Below are 15,537 nucleotides of genomic sequence, written 5' to 3'. Positions count from 1 at the left end.
CTACTCCCTACTCCCTACTCCCTACTCCCTACTCCCTACTCCCTACTCCCTACTCCCTACTCCCTACTCCCTACTCCCTACTCCCCTATTCTTCACGAAATCGATGAACGCGCGCAGCGCCGGCGGCACATGCCGCCGGCTTGGGTGGTACAGGTAAAAGCCCGGGAAACGGGGCGACCACGGCTCGAGAAACCGGACCAGCCTGCCCTTTTCGATCCACGGCTGGACCTGATAGTCGATCATATAGGCAATGCCCGCCCCATCCAGCGCGGCGCGGATCATCAGCTCGGTATCGTTGACGATGAGGTTTCCGTTGACGGCGATGTCCAGCGATCGTTTGCCGCGCGAGAACTCCCACCGGTAGATGTCGCCGCCTCCGACCCATTGGAAATTGATGCAGCGATGCTGATGCAGGTCCTGCGGGTGGCGCGGAATTGAACGGCCTTCGAGATAGGCCGGGGCCGCTACCGCCGCCATCTGCAGCTCGTCGCTTAGTTTGACAGCGACCATATCCTGCTCCAGCCGCTCGCCAAGCCGAATACCGGCATCGAACCGCCTCTGCACAATGTCGGTCAGCATGTCGTCGACGATGACCGTCAACGCAATATCGGGATAGGCACGTTGGAAGTCGCCGAGGATCGGCGCGACGAAACGCATCGCCGCGACACGCGAAACGTTGATGCGCAATGCGCCCGCCGGCTGATCGCGTCCGGCCTGGACTTCGGCGACGGCACCGTCCAGTTCGCCGAAGACCACCGCCAGGCGCGCAAAGAGAGTTTCGCCGGCCGCAGTCGGCGAGACGCTGCGCGTCGTGCGGTTGAGCAACCTCACACCAATCCGCGCCTCCAGCTTCCGGATCGTCTGGCTGAGCGCCGGCGGCGACACGCGCAGCCGCGCGGCGGCGCGAACGAAGCTGCCCTCCTCGACGATCGCCGAAAAGGCCTTGAGTTCGTTGAACTCGGAGCCACGCATTGTGTATTTCCTAATTAACAAGCCAATCAGATAATAGCGCATTATCCGATCAATTGGAGGTCGCTATTTCTTTGCCATCAGCCACGCCACGCATGAGCCGGCGGGACCCTGAAGGTGAAGGAAAAAGATCATGTCTCAGTCGTTGCAAGGCAAAACCGCAATCGTTACCGGCAGCTCGCGCGGCATTGGCCGCGCCATCGCCGAAGGGCTTGCCGCCAGTGGCGCAGCCGTCGTCGTCAACTATGTCGGCAACAAGGGCGCCGCGGACGAAGTGGTATCCGCCATCACCGGCAAAGGTGGCAAGGCGATCGCCGTCCAGGCCGACATTTCCTCGCCTGCCGATATTCGCCGTCTCTTCGACGAGACCGAGCGCCAGCTGGGCACGATCGACATCGTGGTTGCCAATGTCGGCATCGCCGTCATCAAGCCGCTTATCGAGGCAACGGAAGCCGATTTCGATCTCGTCTTCGGCACCAACGCCAAAGGAACCCTCTTCACCCTGCAGGAAGCGGCCAAACGTGTCCGCGACGGCGGCCGCATCATCGCGGTCTCGACTGGCGGCACCAGGATGTTCTTCACGCAGACGGCGCTTTATCTGGGCAGCAAGGGCGCTGTCGAACAATTCGTGCGCGTGCTCTCGCGCGAGCTCGGACCGCGTGGCGTCACCGTGAACGCGCTGTCGCCAGGCTTCACCGACACCGAGCTGTTGCCTGAGCGGGATCGCGCCGTTGCCGCCGGCATGTCGCCCTTCGGACGCATCGGCGCACCGCACGACGTTGCCGATGTCGCTGTGTTCCTCGCCACCGACGAAGCCCGCTGGCTGACTGGCGAGAACATCCAGGCAGGCGGCGGCGTGGCCTGAGTAGGGATTAGTCAGTAGTCAGTGGTCAGTAGTCAGTAGTGAAAATACTAGAGGACCGGGATAACTACTCACTACTCACTACTCACTACTCACTACTTCCTAATCCGCCATCGTCTCCAAACTAGCAAACCCCTGCGGCGCGTCACCTTCGTCGAACGGCGTGGTCACCTCGACAAAAGTATCGGGATAAAAGCCATTGAAGCGGGTCCGCAGCGACAGCGAGTAGGCGCCGATATTGCCGATCTCGATCCAGTCGCCGGTATCGACAGTTTCCGGCAGCCAGAACGGCCGCGACAGGATATCGACGGAATCGCAGGTCGCGCCGCACACCTTGAACGGCACGATGGTGTTCTCATTGCCATTGCGGGTGCGGATCGCCGGGTCCGGAATGAAACGGGCCGGCAGCGTGATCTTGCCGGTCCATGAATCCGACAGCGAGGCCCAGATGCCGTCATTGATGTAGAGCCGCTTGCCCTTGCGCAGAAGCACCCGCACGATCAACGACAGGCACCGCGCCACGATCACGCGGCCCGGTTCGGCAACCAGCGGCATCTGATCGAACTGATATTCCTTGAGGTCGCCGGACAGCCGCGACATGAGCTGCCCGAGCGACGGCATCTCGACCTGCTTTCGGTTGGGATCATGGCCGTATTCGGCTGGAAAGCCGCCGCCGACATCGAGCCCGGCAATGTCGAAGGTCAGCCGGTTGCGCACCCAATCGGCGGAAGCCAGCGCGCGTTCATAGGTGTCGGGGTCCTCGATCTGGCTGCCGACATGGAAGCACAAGCCGACCTTGTAGCCGGTGCGGTTCAACCGTTCGGCAAGCTCGACGGCGCTGGCCGGACCGGCGCCGAACTTCTTCGACAGCTCGTAAGCGGCATGACCCTTGGTCTGGATGCGCACGAACACGGTGAGCGCGCCGGGATCGATGTCGAGGGCGCGGACCACCCGCGTCAGCTTGGTGATCTCGTCCTCGTGGTCGAGCGAAATCACGCGGATACCGTATTTTTCCAGCGCCAGCTTAATGTCCGACTGCGCCTTGACCGGATGCATGTAGAGCATCTCGGCGTCTGGCGAGACGGCGCGCACGGCGGCGAACTCGCCGGGCGAGGCTACGTCGAAGGCGGTGACGCCGGCTTCCACCAGCGTCTTCAGCACGATGTTCTCGCCGTTGGTCTTGACCGCATAAGCGGTCTTTCCGGGAAACATGCCCATGAATTGCAAGGCGTCGGCCTTCAGCACCTGCGGACGAAAGCAATAGACCGGATCGTCTGGACGAAGCGCCAGTGCCGCCTCGCGGGCATTTTCGAATCGCTGCATGGACGAATCCTCGATCTGGAGCGCGCACAATTAATCCTAGCTAGCGGCTAAAGAAAACAGTTCTGTGTCTGGCCCTGCCGCATGGTCCGCCGCACATTTCGCGAACGCTAAACCACTGATCAGGTTTCGGGTGGCTCTTGCCGCCAATCCGGATATCGGATCGTGGGTGTTGGATGGGCCGGAATTGCGTCGGCCTGGGAGGACAGAGAGATGACAGCCGCTGTGACCGCGCCGGCGCGCGGACCGATGACGCTCACGGATTGGGGGCAGCTGTTGCTGCTCGGCGCGATCTGGGGCGGTTCGTTTTTCTTTGCCCGCATCGCGGTGTCCGAAATCCATCCGCTGACGCTGGTGCTGTTTCGTGTCGCCATCGCCGCAATCGCGCTTCAGCTCTATCTGGCGATCCGCGGCCCTTCGTTCCGCCTCGCCTTCCCTCGCGCCGGCCTGTTCTTCCTGCTGGCGCTCACCAACAATGTCGTCCCCTTCTCGTTGATCTTCGCCGGCCAGACCCAACTCGGCGCCGGCGTTGCCTCGGTCCTCAACGCCACCACGCCGTTCTGGACGTTGATCCTCGCCAACGCGCTGACCACCGACGAGAAACTGTCCTGGAACAAGCTTGCCGGCATCGCGCTCGGCGTTGCCGGCACCGCCGTGATGATCGGCCCCGGCCTGCTTGCCGGGCTCGGCGGTCCGGTCTGGGCCAAATTCGCGTTGATCGGCGCTTCGCTCTCCTACGCGGTGGCGCTGATGATCGCGCGACGCTTCAAGGGCATCCCTTCGCCGGTGATCGCCACCGGGCAATTGACCGCGTCGACCATCATCATGATCCCGATCGTGCTCATCGCTTATGGCCCGACTGGGCTCTTCGCCGTCTCGCCACCGGTCTGGGCCGCGGTTCTCGGCCTGGCGCTTTTGTCGACCGCCTTTGCCTATATCCTCTATTTCAACCTCGTCGCCTCGGCCGGCGCCACCAATGCTTCCTTGGTCACCCTCATCGTGCCGGTCAGCGCGGTGCTGCTCGGTTTCCTGTTTCTGGGCGAGCGGCTGGCGCTGTTCGAAGTCGGCGGCATGACGCTGATCGGCCTCGGTCTGATCACGATTGACGGCCGCGTGTTGGGCAGACCTAGAGCATGATCCCGAAAAGTGGGAACCGGTTTTCGGAGCAGATCATGCTCCAACGTAGCGCCGCCATGCCACGGAGCGGCCACAATTTATTCACAACCCTTGAGCCGACTTTTGCCGAACAGTTTCAACGGCTAACGGAAAACCGTAGGTCGCAAATTCCACAATCACGTCGCATTGCAGCATATTTTCCGCTTGCCTGTGGCCCAAATGACCCTAGACTCCAGACATAGCTCTTTAAGAGGAGGCTATGGCATGGGACTGACGAGGCCGATCAACGCATTGATGATTTGTTTCGCTTTCGCCTTCATCGGCGCCCTTATCATAGGTGTTCTTCCCTGACCCGCCAAAGCCGGGAAGACCAGCACCAAGACTAGTCCAAAGTTCGAAAAGGCCGGGTTTACCCGGCCTTTTCCGTTAGAGGCTCGCCTCTGCCTGCCTCAAGCCGCGGCTGAGCCGGCTACCTCGGTTTCATGCGAGCGGATACCGATCATGTGGCAGACGGCGAAGACCAGGTCGGCACGGTTCATCGTGTAGAAATGGAAATCGCCGACACCGCGTTCGACGAGGTCGAGCACCTGCTCCGCCGCCACGGCCGAGGCGACCAACGCATGCGTCTGCGGGTCGTTCTCCAGCCCGTCGAAGCGCTCGGCAAGCCACGCCGGCACCAGCGCGCCGCAGCGCGAGGAGAAATTGGCGACCTGGGTGAAGTTATGCACCGGCAGGATGCCCGGCACGATCGGGATGTAGATGCCGGCACGCCGCGCCCGCTCGACATAGCGCTCGTAGAGATCGTTGTCGAAGAAGAACTGGGTGATCGCCCGCGTCGCGCCATTGTCGACCTTGCGCTTCAGCATGTCGATGTCGGTGGCGAAATCCGGGCTCTGCGGATGCTTTTCCGGATAGGCCGAGACCGAGATGTCGAAATCGCCGACGCTCTTCAGCGCCCCGACCAGTTCCGCGCCATTGGCATAGCCATCCGGATGCGGCTTGTAGGCGGTGCCGACGCCCGCCGCCGGATCGCCACGCAAGGCGACGAAGCGGGTGACGCCCATGCCGGCGAATTCCTGGATGACGGCATCGACCTCGTCACGGGCGGCGTCGACGCAAGTCATGTGCGCGGCCGGCGTCAGCGTCGTCTCGTTGAGGATGCGCTTGACCGTGCGCGCCGTGCGCTCGCGCGTCGAGCCGCCGGCGCCATAGGTGACCGAGACGAATTTCGGCTTTAGCGGCTCGAGCCGCGTGACCGTGTCCCAAAGCCTTGCTTCCATCTCGTCGGTCTTCGGCGGGAAGAACTCGAACGAGACCCGGACCTTGTCGCCAATGTCGGGACGGCGGGAAAAGCGGAACTGGTTCATCAGGCTATTTCCCTTGCAGGTGTGGTGCTGTTGGACGGATCGGCGATGAGCAGGCGGCGGTCGCGGCCGAGCCACAGCTTGACGGTGAGCCTGGCCTCGGCCTGGCTGCGCGGCTCGAACTCCTGGCTGTCCTCGAGATCGAGCCCGGCCTCGGCGAACCAGTCGGCGATCTGCCGGTCGGAAAAGCCGAGCCGCATATGCGCATGCTGGTCGCGCAGGAATTCGAGAGAGTGCGGCGCGAAGTCGACGATCACCAGCCTGCCCGAGGGGCGCAGCAGCCTTGCCGCCTCGCCGATGGCGCGAGCCGGATCGTCGAGATAATGCAGCACCTGGTGGATGGTAACGAGATCGAAGGCGTTGCGCTCGACCGGCGGCGAAAAGATATCGCCCTGGCGCACCTGCGCATTGGCGACACCCGCCTTGTCGAGATTGGCGCGCGCCACGGTCAGCATCTCGCGCGACATGTCTATGCCAATGCCGCGCCGGTAGAGCGGTGCGAAGATTTCAAGCAGCCTGCCGGTACCGGTGCCGAGGTCGAGCATCGTCTGGAAAGGACGTTTGCCGACAAGCTTGAGGAGTGCCGCCTCCACCGCACGGTCCGGCGCATGCAGCGAGCGGATGTGGTCCCAGCTTGCCGCATTCTCGGAAAAGTATTCGGCGGCGCGGTCCTGCCGCTTGCGCTTGACCGAGGCCAGCCTTTCGAGATCGCGCACCACTTGCGGATCTGCCTCGCGAACGCCCGACACAAGACGCTGCACGAAGTCGCGCGAGGAGTCCGCGTCCGACAGCCGGAAGAACGCCCAAGAGCCCTCCTGGTAGCGGCCGATCAGCCCGGCATCGAGCAAGAGCTTCAGATGGCGCGACACGCGCGGCTGCGACTGGCCGAGGATCTCGGTAAGGTCGGAGACGGTGAGATCGCCGCGCGACAACAGCACCAGAATGCGCAGGCGGCTGGATTCGGCCGCCGCCTTCAATGTATCTACCATTGTGTCGAGTGATACGTGCATGGTACGGACTTTCGTCGAAAGATATAAAGATATGTTTATGTCGATTTTGAAACCCTGGCAAGCGCTATGTCGCTTCCGGACAAGAAAATGCCGCAGCCGTGAGTCAGGCTTGGCAAGCGGCGTCGGGAATTGAGCGGGACGATGTTCGAGACGCGCGATGGCGAACAACGCCTGGAAACCGACCCCGCCGAAATGGCGCCGGACGGGCATGTCGTCTTCATCGGCCGAATCGTTTCGCCCTGGACTAGCCGCGAGGATTGCCCGAAGAACATGCGCCAGGCGCGTGAAGCCGGAGTGCCGGCAACGATTGTGTTCGACCAGGCCTTTCGACCCGGACTGCAAAACCTCGAGCGCGCCAGCCACGTCGTCATCCTGTCCTGGCTCCATCACGCGCCCCGGAATCTGATTGTGCAAAAACCGCGGCATGCGGCTGAACCGAAAGGCGTTTTCTCGTTGCGCTCCCCTGCCCGGCCAAACCCTATCGGGCTGCACGTAGCAAAACTCGTTGGCATCGACATCGCCGCCGGCCGCATCGAGATCGACGCCATCGACGTGCTCGACGGCACGCCGGTCATCGACATCAAGCCCTACTATGCTTCGACCGATGCGTTGCCTGACGCGACCATTGCCGGGCGCGACGAGACATGAGCGCGCCGACCGGCCGCCGCCGCGCCATCGCCAAGGCGCTGACCGTACTTCTGCCGCTGGCGCCCTACGCCGACATGGAAAAGATCCGCGCCGATGCCGGCTCCGTGCATATGAAGACGTTGCCGCCGACAATCGTTGTATGGCTGGCGACGATCGCCCATGTCCGCCACACCCATACCGATTACGAAAAGCTGCTCGCCGAAGGCTATGATCGCGACTCGGCGCGCTTCTTCGTCATCGGGCGGACCAACGAAGTGCTCACCCGCTGGCGGGCGACGCGGCTGCTTGAGGAAGACGACGAGCAAGATTAGACCGGCACAAAACGGTTTCGCCTGCGGAATCCTTGAGACGCCGCTCCTGCGGCCGATGGCCCGTCAATAATTCCGGCATCGCCTCTGGAAAAACGCCGGCGGCGCCGTATATGGCAAAAACGGAGCTTCCTCCGTTTATTCTCCGAGATTTTACCGCCCCCAAGGGCAAGGATCACAGATCATGACAGCTAAGGTTTGGTTCATCACCGGATCGTCGAAGGGTTTTGGCCGCGTCTGGGCCGAGGCAGCACTTGCCCGTGGCGATAGCGTTGCCGCCACCGCCCGCGACGCCGCCACGCTCGCCGATCTCGTCGAGAAATACGGCGACAAGATCGCCGCCATAAAGCTCGACGTCACCGACAAGAAAGCCGTCGATGCCGCTATCGCCGAGGCGCACAAGCGCTTCGGCCGGCTCGACGTCGTCATCAACAATGCCGGCTACGGCCATTTCGGCGCCATCGAGGAGATTTCCGAGCAGGAAGCCCGCGACCAGATCGAGACCAACGTCTTCGGCGCGCTATGGGTCACGCAGGCGGCGCTGCCGATCATGCGGGCGCAGCATTCCGGCCACATCATCCAGATCTCGTCGATCGGCGGCGTCAACGCCTTCGCCTCGATCGGTCTTTATCACGCCTCGAAATGGGCGCTGGAAGCCTTCAGCCAGTCGCTCAGCCAGGAGGTCGCCGGATTCGGCATACACGTCACCCTGGTCGAGCCGGGCGGCTTTTCCACCGACTGGGCCGGGCCGTCGGCCAAAGTCTCGAAGCGCATGGACGTCTATGAGCCGGTCCGCGCGGCGATGGCCGAGCGCCGCAGCCGCTCGGTGGCCGGCGACCCGGAGGCGACCGGCCCCGCGATGCTGGCGATCGTCGACGCGGCCGAGCCGCCGCTGAGGGTCTTCTTCGGCGACGTCGGCCTGCCGATGATCAAGCAGGAATATGCCAACCGCATCGCCACCTGGGAAAAGTGGGACCATGTTTCGGTGATGGCGCAAGGTGCCAACAAGAACCGGAAAGCTTGATCCGGAACGTTCGGCCACGCTGCCTCGCGCGGCGTGGCCCTTTCGCTCAGGCCTGATAAATCCACTGCTCCGGCACGCGTACGGAAATCTCTTCGCCGACCGCGATGCTGCCCGGTTTCTCGACCCAGGCGACAAGGCCGCGCAACCGCTTCGCCCCTTTTGGGAAGGCCAGCGCGCCGGCCTCGTGATCGGCCATGCCGGCATTCTCGGCAATCGAACGTCCGGCAATGCGGCATGGCTTGTTCTGCGCGTCGATCTTGATCGTCGCGCCGCCCTTGAAGAACAGCAGCGAACCGGCCGGCAGCATCGAAAGATGCGGCACGCCTTCGATCAGCATGTTGGCGCCGATCCATTCCGGCTTGATTTCATCCAACCCCATCTGGGCGGCGACAACGGCCAGTTCGTCCGCCGCCACGATCGACAATTGCCGTTCGTTGCGCATCTCGGTGCCGCGCGGGTACCAGGGTTCGCGGCCGCCGGAGCGTCGCGTGGCGCCGGCGTGGAAGTCGCCGTCGATACCTTCGAAACCCAGCCGCAATTCTGTAACCGGGCGGGTCTGGAAGTGGTCGGACGGCGCAACGTAGAGCGACGTTACCTTGGCGGCGAGTTTTCGCGCCGCAATGATTTCAACCGGATTCTCGGCTTCAGGGAAAAGATCCAGCATGGCTTAGTCCTTGGATGACGTGCCCTCGTTTTGCCGGTTGAGGGGCAACGCCGCAAGAGCAGTTTCGGCCAAGGTCCGCAACTCATCGGCCGAGGCGCCGTCCCGCGCCTGGATCGACATGCCGTTCATGACGCCGGCCAGGTATTTGGCGAAGCCTTGCGTTGAGACGCTCTCCGGCAGGTCGCCCATCGCCTGGCCCTTGGCCAGCCGCTCCGCGATCGCGGCTTCGCTTGCCGTGCGGTAGGTCTTGAGTTCGTCGGCAATGGCTTGCGCCTGCGGCGAGGCCGCCAGGGCGCCGCTGACGAACAGGCAACCGCCAGGCTTGCCGGGCCTGGTATAGGCCTGCGCAGCCCCCAACAGCAGCCGCCGGACCGCTTCCGCCGTCGACACCGGCGCGCTCAGCGCGTCCAGCGCAAATCCGATCTCGGTCTCGTGGTAGCGCATCAGCGCCTTGCGGAACAACGTCTCCTTGTCGGTGAAGGCGTTGTAGATCTGCGGCGGCGTCAGCCCCATCGCGTCACGCAGCATGGCGAGCGACGTCGCCTCATAGCCATGCTCCCAGAACAGATGCATGGCCGCGTCGAGCGCGGCCTGCGGGTTGAATGCGCGTGGCCGGCCCCCGCGCGGCTTTTCCATCTTTTCCATAATGATCGTTACGAAACCTCTTGACTCGCCTCTTTTGCGTAACGTAACAATCGATACGAAACATGGCAAGCTCGAAACGCAGGCCATGCAACTCCAGCAAAAGGACAAGCCAAATGCCTATCACCGTGACCGCACCGCAAGGCATACTGACGTCAGCCGGAGAGCGCGAGATACTGCCGCGTCTCAGCGCCGCCCTGATCGAGGCCTCCGGCGCCACCGGCAATTCGTTCTTCACCGCAATTGTCGGCGGCACGGTCCACATCCTGCCGCCACACCAAATCTACGCCGGCGGCGCCAATCGGCCTGTCGTCATGGTGGAACTGAAGCTGCCCGATATCGGCCTCGCTACGGTCGAAGCCCGCAATGCCTTCATCACCGCCGCCGCCGCAATTGTCGGGGAGTTCTGCGTGCCGGGCCACAAACCGGAAAACACCTGGATCAACATCGTCAATGCGCCCGACGGCGGCTGGGGCATCGGTGACAGGCAGTACACAGGCGATGCGCTGATTGCAGCCGCTTCCGCCGCCGCTGCGTGACCGGACGAATAAACCTATCACGACGTTCTTACCGGCTTCGGACTAGCTTTCGCCACGTCGCGCCGCTCTGATGGCGGCGCGACGACGAGAGGCCGATCATGGTTGGACACGCAATCGCTGCCCTATGGCTGTTCTGGGCGATATCCTGGCTGCTTGCCGCGTCCTGGGCCGATCCCGCGCAAAAGCGCGCGGATATCAGGGCGGAGGTCCGCTATCGGATCCTCTGGCTGGCCGGCACCGCGTTGATGTTCGTGCCGGCGCACGGCTATGTCGGTCGGTTTCGGCTCTGGATGCCAACGCTTACCGAGGCTTGGATCTGCGTTGCCCTGATCGCGGTCGGCATCGCTTTTGCCTGGTGGGCGCGCTTGCATCTCGGCCGACTGTGGTCCGCCACGGTGACAGCCAAGGCCGATCATCGCATCGTCGACACAGGCCCTTACGGGCTCGTCCGCCATCCGATCTATACGGGCCTGCTGCTGTCGATCCTCGCCACCATGGCGGTCAAGGGCACGATATGGGGGATTGCTGGCGCCGCGCTGCTGCTCATCGGCGTCGTCGTCAAAGCCAAGATCGAGGAAAACTTCCTGCGCGGCGAGCTCGGCCCGGCCTATGACGACTATGCCAAGCGCGTGCCGATGCTGGTGCCTTTCGCGCCGGCCTAGAGCAGTTCAGCGTTTCAAGGAATCGTCGAACCGCTCTAAGTCTTTGTTTTCACGCAATTCCAGACGGAAAACCGCTACGCACTTTTCCTGAAATTGCTCTACAGCGGCCCGTCGTTAGAGCATGCGCAGCAGCGCGCCGCCGATCGAATAGCCGGCGCCAAAGGCGCAGATCACACCGAAATCGCCGGCCTTCATGTCGGCGTGGTTTTCCGACAGCGCCACGATGGCGCCGGCGCCCGCCGTGTTGCCGAGTCGCTCCAGAACCATCGGCGCGCGGTCGTGATCGACATCGTGGCCGAAGGACAGTTTCAGGATCATCGCATTCATGCGCGCATTGGCCTGGTGCAGCCAGAAGCGCCTTATTGCCTGTGGCGTCAGCCCATGCTCGGCGAGGAACGCAACGATGAATTGTTGCCCGGCAACGGTGACTTCCTTGAACACCTTGTTGCCGACCTGTTTGATCAGATTGCCCTCAAGGTTGATCATGTAGGGATCATCCTGGGCGGTGCGGGTGTGGTAGCCGAGATTGGTGCGGATGTTGTTCGACATCTGCGTCCAGATGCGGGTGTCCAGCACCTCGAAACGCTCTGGGCGCTTGTCGCCCTGGGCGAGCCCCTCCACCACCATCGACACCGAGGCGTCGCCGAAGATGAAATGCGTCTGCCGGTCGCGGAAATTGAGATGGCCGCTGATGATTTCCGGCGTGGTCACCAGGATGCGCTTGTGCGCACCCGAACGCACCAGATTGACCGCCATGTGAAGGGCCGCCGCGGCGGAAGAGCAGCCAAGGCCCATGTCGAAACCGGCGCCCTTGGTGCCCAGCGCCTCCTGCATCTCGATGGCGATCGCCGGATAGGGCCGCTGATGGTGCGAGGCCGAACAGATCACCAGGTCGACGTCGGCCGGATCGACAGCGGCATGAGCGAGCGCCTTCTTTGCCGAAGCCACGCCGAACTCCGCTTCCAGCGACAGCGCGTCGTCCGGCCGGGCCGGAATGCGCGGCGCCATACGGGTCGGATCGAGGATGCCCTCGCGCTCGATAACATGGCGGCTCTTGACGCCCGACGCATGGACGATGAAGTCGCTGTCCGATTTCTGCAGCAGCGTCTCGCCGGTCAAAGCGCGGCGCGCATTCTCGGTGTCGACCCAGCTGTTGAAGCTTGCGACCAGTTCTTCATTGGTGATGACGGGTTCAGGGATTTCGGCGCCGATGCCGCTGATGATGACGCGATGCATGTTCAATCCGTCCGAGGCACGGGCATTACGGGCTCTGATGTGGGCGCCGAGATTGCCCGGCGCAACCCTTGTCGTATTTGACCGGTTTATGCCAGCTTAAATCGACAACCCTTGCTGGCATCGCGGCGAGTTGCCTTACGTTGCGTTCAGGCTCGCTTGGCGACGATGAAGATGCGCGGGAAACGCAAGAGCACCTTGCCGTTCGCGGTCTTCGGATAGGCCTTGGCGATCTTGGCCGTGTAGCTGTCGAGGAACTGCTTTTTCTCCTCCGCGTCGAGCGGATCGAGGAATGGCTTCAACCCGGTCGCCTTGACCCATTCGACGATCGCCTCGGCATCGGCGAGCGGGTGGTTGTAGGCCGTGTGCCAGATGTCGAGCAGGTCGGCGAGCGGCGACAACAGATCGTAGTAGAACGACACCGGCGGCAACGGCCCGCGCGCCGCGCCCTTGAGCTTGGCCGAAAACGGCATCTCGGCCGCCGTGTCGCGCATCAGCTGGTGTGAGGCCTCGCCGAGATTGTCGGGCATCTGGACTGCCAAGGCGCCGCCCGGTGCCAGCAATCCGATGAGGCGCTGGAACACCGCCGGATGCTCCGGCAGCCATTGGAACACGGCGTTGGCGAAAATCACGTCGACCGGCTGCTCCGGCTGCCATTTGGTGGCGTCGGCCAGCTCGAAATTGACGTTGGGTAGCCGCGCCCGCGCCTTCTCGATCATGTCGGGCGACGTGTCGAAGCCGCTGACTTCGGCATTCGGCCAGCGCTCGACCAGAAGCTCGGTCGAATTGCCCGGACCGCAGCCGATATCGACGACGCGGCGCGGAAAATCGACAGGCACCTGCGCCACGAGATCGCGCGCGGGCCGCGTGCGTTCGTCCTCGAATTTCAGGTATTGGGCAGCGGACCAGTCAGGTTTTTGTGTTGCGGCTGTGCTGTTCACCGATAGACCTCGCGACGGTTGCCGACCTCCACGACGAGCACGACCAGCCTGCTGTCCTGGAACTGAGTGATGATCCTGTAATCACCGACGCGAAACCGCCAAGTCTCTTCCCTGGTACCTGTAAGGCGTTTGGCAAGGGCTCTCGGATCGGGATGCGCCGAAACTCTCTGATTCAAAAAATCCAGAATGCGCCGTTGATCCTTGGTCGAAAGCCGTTCGATGTCCTTCTCGGCGCGCGGCGTGAACTCGACACGCCACGTCATTCGGCGGCGGGCTTCTTGCGGCGCTCCTCGATCTCACGACGCTCGACCTTCCGCATCACCTCGTCCAGCGGAATGCGCGCGCCGTCATCGTCTTTCAGGCGTTCGTTCGCGACCTCTGCATCGTGCCAATCCTCAATGGCCTCGAGGATCGCTTCGGTCGCCACCTGATCAGGCGTGCGCCCGCTGGCCCTGGCCATTTCGGCTAACAGCTTCTCGGCTTTTTGCGACAGTTTGACTGTGATCATGGACGACTCCACCTGATCAATTTAGGTCAAACGAACACCGCCTGCAACGGATCGCGGCTGGCCTACCGCGTCAGCCGCTTGTGCGTCATGCGGTGCGGGGCTGCCGCTTCCGCGCCGAGGCGGCGCAGCTTGTCCTTCTCATATTCCTCGAAATTGCCTTCGAACCATTCGACATGCGCGTCGCCCTCGAAGGCGAGCATATGGGTCGCCATGCGGTCGAGGAACATGCGATCGTGGCTGATGATGACGGCGCAGCCGGCATAGGCTTCGAGCGCGTCTTCCAGCGCGCCCAGCGTTTCGGTGTCGAGATCGTTGGTCGGTTCGTCGAGCAGCAGGACATTGCCGCCGTTCTTCAGCATCTTGGCCAGATGCACGCGGTTGCGCTGACCGCCGGAGAGGTTGCCGACCTTCTGCTGCTGGTCGCCGCCACGGAAGTTGAAGGACGAGCAATAGGCGCGACTGTTGATCTCGTGCTTGCCGAGCTTGATGATTTCGGCGCCGCCCGAGATTTCCTCCCACACGGTCTTGCTGCCATCCAGCGCGTCGCGGCTCTGGTCGACATAGCCGAGCTTGACCGTCTCGCCGATGCGCACAGTGCCGGCATCCGGCTTTTCCTGGCCGGTGAAGGTCTTGAACAGCGTCGTCTTGCCGGCGCCGTTCGGGCCGATGACGCCGACGATGCCGCCCGGCGGCAGCCTGAACGACAGGTTCTCGATCAGCAGCTCGTCGCCAAAACCCTTGTTGAGACCCTCGACCTCGATGACGACATTGCCGAGACGCTCGCTCGACGGGATGACGATCTGCGTGTCGGTCGGCTTGCGGTTCTGCGACTGCTCGACCAATTCCTCATAGGCCTTGATACGCGCCTTCGACTTGGTCTGGCGCGCCTTGGGCGAGGACTGGATCCACTCGCGCTCGCGCCAGATCGACTTCTGGCGGGCGTCGTCCTCGCGGCCTTCCTGGATCAGGCGCTTGGCCTTGGCATCGAGATATCTGGTGTAGTTGCCCTCGTAAGGAATGCCGCGGCCGCGATCGAGTTCGAGGATCCAGCCGGTGACGTTGTCGAGGAAGTAGCGGTCGTGGGTGATGATCAGCACCGAGCCCGGATAATCGCGCAGGTGCTTTTCCAGCCACGCCGTGGTCTCGGCGTCGAGATGGTTGGTCGGTTCGTCGAGCAGCAAAAGGTCGGGCTGGCGCAACAGAAGCTGACAAAGCGCGACGCGGCGACGCTCGCCGCCCGACAGGTTGGTCACTTCGGAATCGCCTGGCGGGCACTGCAGCGCATCCATCGCCATCTCGACCTGCTGCTCGAGATCCCACAAATTGAGCCGGTCCATTTCGTCCTGGAGCTTGCCGGACTCATCCGCCGTCTCGTCGGAATAGTTCATCATCAGCTCGTTGTAGCGCTCGATGATGGCGGTCTTCTTGGCGACGCCTTCCATGACGTTTTCCATCACGGTCTTGTTCGGGTCGAGATGCGGCTCCTGGGGCAGATAGCCAACCGTGGCGCCCTCGGCCAGCCACGCCTCGCCCTGAAACTCCTTGTCGAGCCCGGCCATGATGCGCAGGATCGTCGACTTACCCGAGCCGTTGGGGCCCAGAATGCCGATCTTGGCGTCTGGATAGAAGGACAGGTGAACGTTATCGAGCACCTTCTTGGTGCCATAGGCCTTCGACAGGCCGGACATGTGATAGATGAACTGGCGTGCCACGCGCGCTTTCCCTGG

General features: G+C 62.9%; 18 protein-coding genes. 7 read left to right on the top strand and 11 right to left on the bottom strand.

Annotated elements, in window-relative coordinates; genetic code table 11:
* Positions 1 to 63 precede the first annotated feature (63 nt).
* Positions 64 to 1,014: a LysR family transcriptional regulator gene (locus tag AB6802_RS11735; protein ID WP_371010259.1), complete on the bottom strand. Its 951-nt coding sequence runs from the start codon at positions 1,012 to 1,014 to the stop codon at positions 64 to 66.
* An 88-nt stretch (positions 1,015 to 1,102) separates the two neighbouring features.
* On the opposite strand from AB6802_RS11735, the gene AB6802_RS11730 reads away from it, so the two are divergent.
* Entirely contained in the window at positions 1,103 to 1,834 is a 732-nt protein-coding gene (locus tag AB6802_RS11730; protein ID WP_371010258.1) for an SDR family oxidoreductase, read from the top strand.
* Positions 1,835 to 1,933: 99 nt separating this feature from the next.
* On the opposite strand, the gene AB6802_RS11725 is transcribed toward AB6802_RS11730, so the two are convergent.
* Positions 1,934 to 3,154, bottom strand: a complete 1,221-nt coding sequence (locus AB6802_RS11725) for an alanine racemase (RefSeq protein ID WP_371010257.1) — start codon at positions 3,152 to 3,154, stop codon at positions 1,934 to 1,936.
* Positions 3,155 to 3,364: 210 nt separating this feature from the next.
* Between AB6802_RS11725 and AB6802_RS11720 the strand changes: the two genes are divergently transcribed.
* Positions 3,365 to 4,288 carry a DMT family transporter gene (locus AB6802_RS11720; RefSeq protein WP_371010256.1) on the top strand — a complete coding sequence of 308 codons (924 nt, stop codon included), beginning with the start codon at positions 3,365 to 3,367 and terminating at the stop codon, positions 4,286 to 4,288.
* 428 nt (positions 4,289 to 4,716) lie between these two features.
* Here AB6802_RS11720 and metF read toward each other — a convergent pair whose 3' ends face one another.
* Complete coding sequence (gene metF / locus AB6802_RS11715) at positions 4,717 to 5,634, bottom strand: methylenetetrahydrofolate reductase [NAD(P)H] (protein WP_371010255.1); 918 nt, start codon at positions 5,632 to 5,634, stop codon at positions 4,717 to 4,719.
* Entirely contained in the window at positions 5,634 to 6,641 is a 1,008-nt protein-coding gene (locus AB6802_RS11710) for an ArsR/SmtB family transcription factor (protein ID WP_371010254.1), read from the bottom strand. The genes metF and AB6802_RS11710 overlap by 1 nt, the downstream gene beginning before the upstream one ends.
* A 141-nt stretch (positions 6,642 to 6,782) precedes the next feature.
* Here AB6802_RS11710 and tsaA point away from each other — a divergent pair, with 141 nt between their 5' ends.
* The 3 genes from tsaA (at position 6,783) to AB6802_RS11695 (ending at position 8,621) form a co-directional block, all read left to right on the top strand.
* On the top strand, positions 6,783 to 7,289 hold the full coding sequence (gene tsaA, locus AB6802_RS11705) for a tRNA (N6-threonylcarbamoyladenosine(37)-N6)-methyltransferase TrmO (RefSeq protein ID WP_371010253.1): 507 nt from the start codon (positions 6,783 to 6,785) through the stop codon (positions 7,287 to 7,289).
* Positions 7,286 to 7,600, top strand: coding sequence for a DUF2293 domain-containing protein (locus AB6802_RS11700; protein ID WP_371010252.1), 315 nt, complete (start codon positions 7,286 to 7,288; stop codon positions 7,598 to 7,600). The genes tsaA and AB6802_RS11700 overlap by 4 nt, the downstream gene beginning before the upstream one ends.
* A 181-nt stretch (positions 7,601 to 7,781) precedes the next feature.
* Entirely contained in the window at positions 7,782 to 8,621 is an 840-nt protein-coding gene (locus AB6802_RS11695) for an SDR family oxidoreductase (protein ID WP_371010251.1), read from the top strand.
* Between the two features lie 46 nt (positions 8,622 to 8,667).
* On the opposite strand, the gene AB6802_RS11690 is transcribed toward AB6802_RS11695, so the two are convergent.
* Both AB6802_RS11690 and AB6802_RS11685 read right to left on the bottom strand, forming a co-directional pair.
* Complete coding sequence (locus tag AB6802_RS11690) at positions 8,668 to 9,285, bottom strand: MOSC domain-containing protein (protein WP_371010250.1); 618 nt, start codon at positions 9,283 to 9,285, stop codon at positions 8,668 to 8,670.
* A 3-nt stretch (positions 9,286 to 9,288) separates the two neighbouring features.
* Entirely contained in the window at positions 9,289 to 9,921 is a 633-nt protein-coding gene (locus tag AB6802_RS11685) for a TetR/AcrR family transcriptional regulator (protein WP_371010249.1), read from the bottom strand.
* 122 nt (positions 9,922 to 10,043) lie between these two features.
* Between AB6802_RS11685 and AB6802_RS11680 the strand changes: the two genes are divergently transcribed.
* Positions 10,044 to 10,466 carry a hypothetical protein gene (locus AB6802_RS11680; RefSeq protein ID WP_371010248.1) on the top strand — a complete coding sequence of 141 codons (423 nt, stop codon included), beginning with the start codon at positions 10,044 to 10,046 and terminating at the stop codon, positions 10,464 to 10,466.
* A gap of 98 nt (positions 10,467 to 10,564) precedes the next feature.
* Positions 10,565 to 11,128 carry an isoprenylcysteine carboxylmethyltransferase family protein gene (locus AB6802_RS11675; RefSeq protein WP_371010247.1) on the top strand — a complete coding sequence of 188 codons (564 nt, stop codon included), beginning with the start codon at positions 10,565 to 10,567 and terminating at the stop codon, positions 11,126 to 11,128.
* A gap of 114 nt (positions 11,129 to 11,242) precedes the next feature.
* Here AB6802_RS11675 and AB6802_RS11670 read toward each other — a convergent pair whose 3' ends face one another.
* The 5 genes from AB6802_RS11670 to ettA all read right to left on the bottom strand — a co-directional run bounded on the left by AB6802_RS11670 (position 11,243) and on the right by ettA (position 15,522).
* Positions 11,243 to 12,364: a beta-ketoacyl-ACP synthase III gene (locus AB6802_RS11670; protein ID WP_371010246.1), complete on the bottom strand. Its 1,122-nt coding sequence runs from the start codon at positions 12,362 to 12,364 to the stop codon at positions 11,243 to 11,245.
* A 146-nt stretch (positions 12,365 to 12,510) separates the two neighbouring features.
* A complete protein-coding gene (gene tam, locus AB6802_RS11665; RefSeq protein WP_371010245.1) occupies positions 12,511 to 13,302 on the bottom strand; it encodes a trans-aconitate 2-methyltransferase in 792 nt (263 codons plus the stop codon).
* Complete coding sequence (locus tag AB6802_RS11660) at positions 13,299 to 13,565, bottom strand: type II toxin-antitoxin system RelE/ParE family toxin (RefSeq protein WP_371010244.1); 267 nt, start codon at positions 13,563 to 13,565, stop codon at positions 13,299 to 13,301. Before AB6802_RS11660 ends, tam begins: the two co-directional genes overlap by 4 nt.
* Positions 13,562 to 13,810: a DUF6290 family protein gene (locus AB6802_RS11655; protein ID WP_371010243.1), complete on the bottom strand. Its 249-nt coding sequence runs from the start codon at positions 13,808 to 13,810 to the stop codon at positions 13,562 to 13,564. The genes AB6802_RS11660 and AB6802_RS11655 overlap by 4 nt, the downstream gene beginning before the upstream one ends.
* Positions 13,811 to 13,872: 62 nt before the next feature.
* Positions 13,873 to 15,522, bottom strand: a complete 1,650-nt coding sequence (gene ettA / locus AB6802_RS11650; protein WP_371010471.1) for an energy-dependent translational throttle protein EttA — start codon at positions 15,520 to 15,522, stop codon at positions 13,873 to 13,875.
* Between the last annotated feature and the right edge of the window lie 15 nt (positions 15,523 to 15,537).

Origin of the sequence: Mesorhizobium sp. RCC_202, assembly GCF_041355295.1 — a bacterium.
Classification (GTDB): domain Bacteria; phylum Pseudomonadota; class Alphaproteobacteria; order Rhizobiales; family Rhizobiaceae; genus Mesorhizobium.
Note: the sequence above shows the minus strand (reverse complement) of the source record. Positions and strands in the feature narration are given on the sequence as shown.

What these genes read in the sequence shown, in the direction of transcription:
- AB6802_RS11655 (WP_371010243.1), bottom strand. Translation starts at nt 13,810, where the DNA reads ATGATCACAGTCAAACTGTCGCAAAAAGCCGAGAAGCTGTTAGCCGAA.
- AB6802_RS11730 (WP_371010258.1), top strand. Translation starts at nt 1,103, where the DNA reads ATGTCTCAGTCGTTGCAAGGCAAAACCGCAATCGTTACCGGCAGCTCG.
- tsaA (WP_371010253.1), top strand. Translation starts at nt 6,783, where the DNA reads ATGTTCGAGACGCGCGATGGCGAACAACGCCTGGAAACCGACCCCGCC.
- AB6802_RS11735 (WP_371010259.1), bottom strand. Translation starts at nt 1,014, where the DNA reads ATGCGCTATTATCTGATTGGCTTGTTAATTAGGAAATACACAATGCGT.
- AB6802_RS11685 (WP_371010249.1), bottom strand. Translation starts at nt 9,921, where the DNA reads ATGGAAAAGCCGCGCGGGGGCCGGCCACGCGCATTCAACCCGCAGGCC.
- AB6802_RS11720 (WP_371010256.1), top strand. Translation starts at nt 3,365, where the DNA reads ATGACAGCCGCTGTGACCGCGCCGGCGCGCGGACCGATGACGCTCACG.
- AB6802_RS11670 (WP_371010246.1), bottom strand. Translation starts at nt 12,364, where the DNA reads ATGCATCGCGTCATCATCAGCGGCATCGGCGCCGAAATCCCTGAACCC.
- AB6802_RS11675 (WP_371010247.1), top strand. Translation starts at nt 10,565, where the DNA reads ATGGTTGGACACGCAATCGCTGCCCTATGGCTGTTCTGGGCGATATCC.
- AB6802_RS11710 (WP_371010254.1), bottom strand. Translation starts at nt 6,641, where the DNA reads ATGCACGTATCACTCGACACAATGGTAGATACATTGAAGGCGGCGGCC.
- metF (WP_371010255.1), bottom strand. Translation starts at nt 5,634, where the DNA reads ATGAACCAGTTCCGCTTTTCCCGCCGTCCCGACATTGGCGACAAGGTC.
- AB6802_RS11690 (WP_371010250.1), bottom strand. Translation starts at nt 9,285, where the DNA reads ATGCTGGATCTTTTCCCTGAAGCCGAGAATCCGGTTGAAATCATTGCG.
- AB6802_RS11660 (WP_371010244.1), bottom strand. Translation starts at nt 13,565, where the DNA reads ATGACGTGGCGTGTCGAGTTCACGCCGCGCGCCGAGAAGGACATCGAA.
- AB6802_RS11695 (WP_371010251.1), top strand. Translation starts at nt 7,782, where the DNA reads ATGACAGCTAAGGTTTGGTTCATCACCGGATCGTCGAAGGGTTTTGGC.
- AB6802_RS11680 (WP_371010248.1), top strand. Translation starts at nt 10,044, where the DNA reads ATGCCTATCACCGTGACCGCACCGCAAGGCATACTGACGTCAGCCGGA.
- AB6802_RS11700 (WP_371010252.1), top strand. Translation starts at nt 7,286, where the DNA reads ATGAGCGCGCCGACCGGCCGCCGCCGCGCCATCGCCAAGGCGCTGACC.
- AB6802_RS11725 (WP_371010257.1), bottom strand. Translation starts at nt 3,154, where the DNA reads ATGCAGCGATTCGAAAATGCCCGCGAGGCGGCACTGGCGCTTCGTCCA.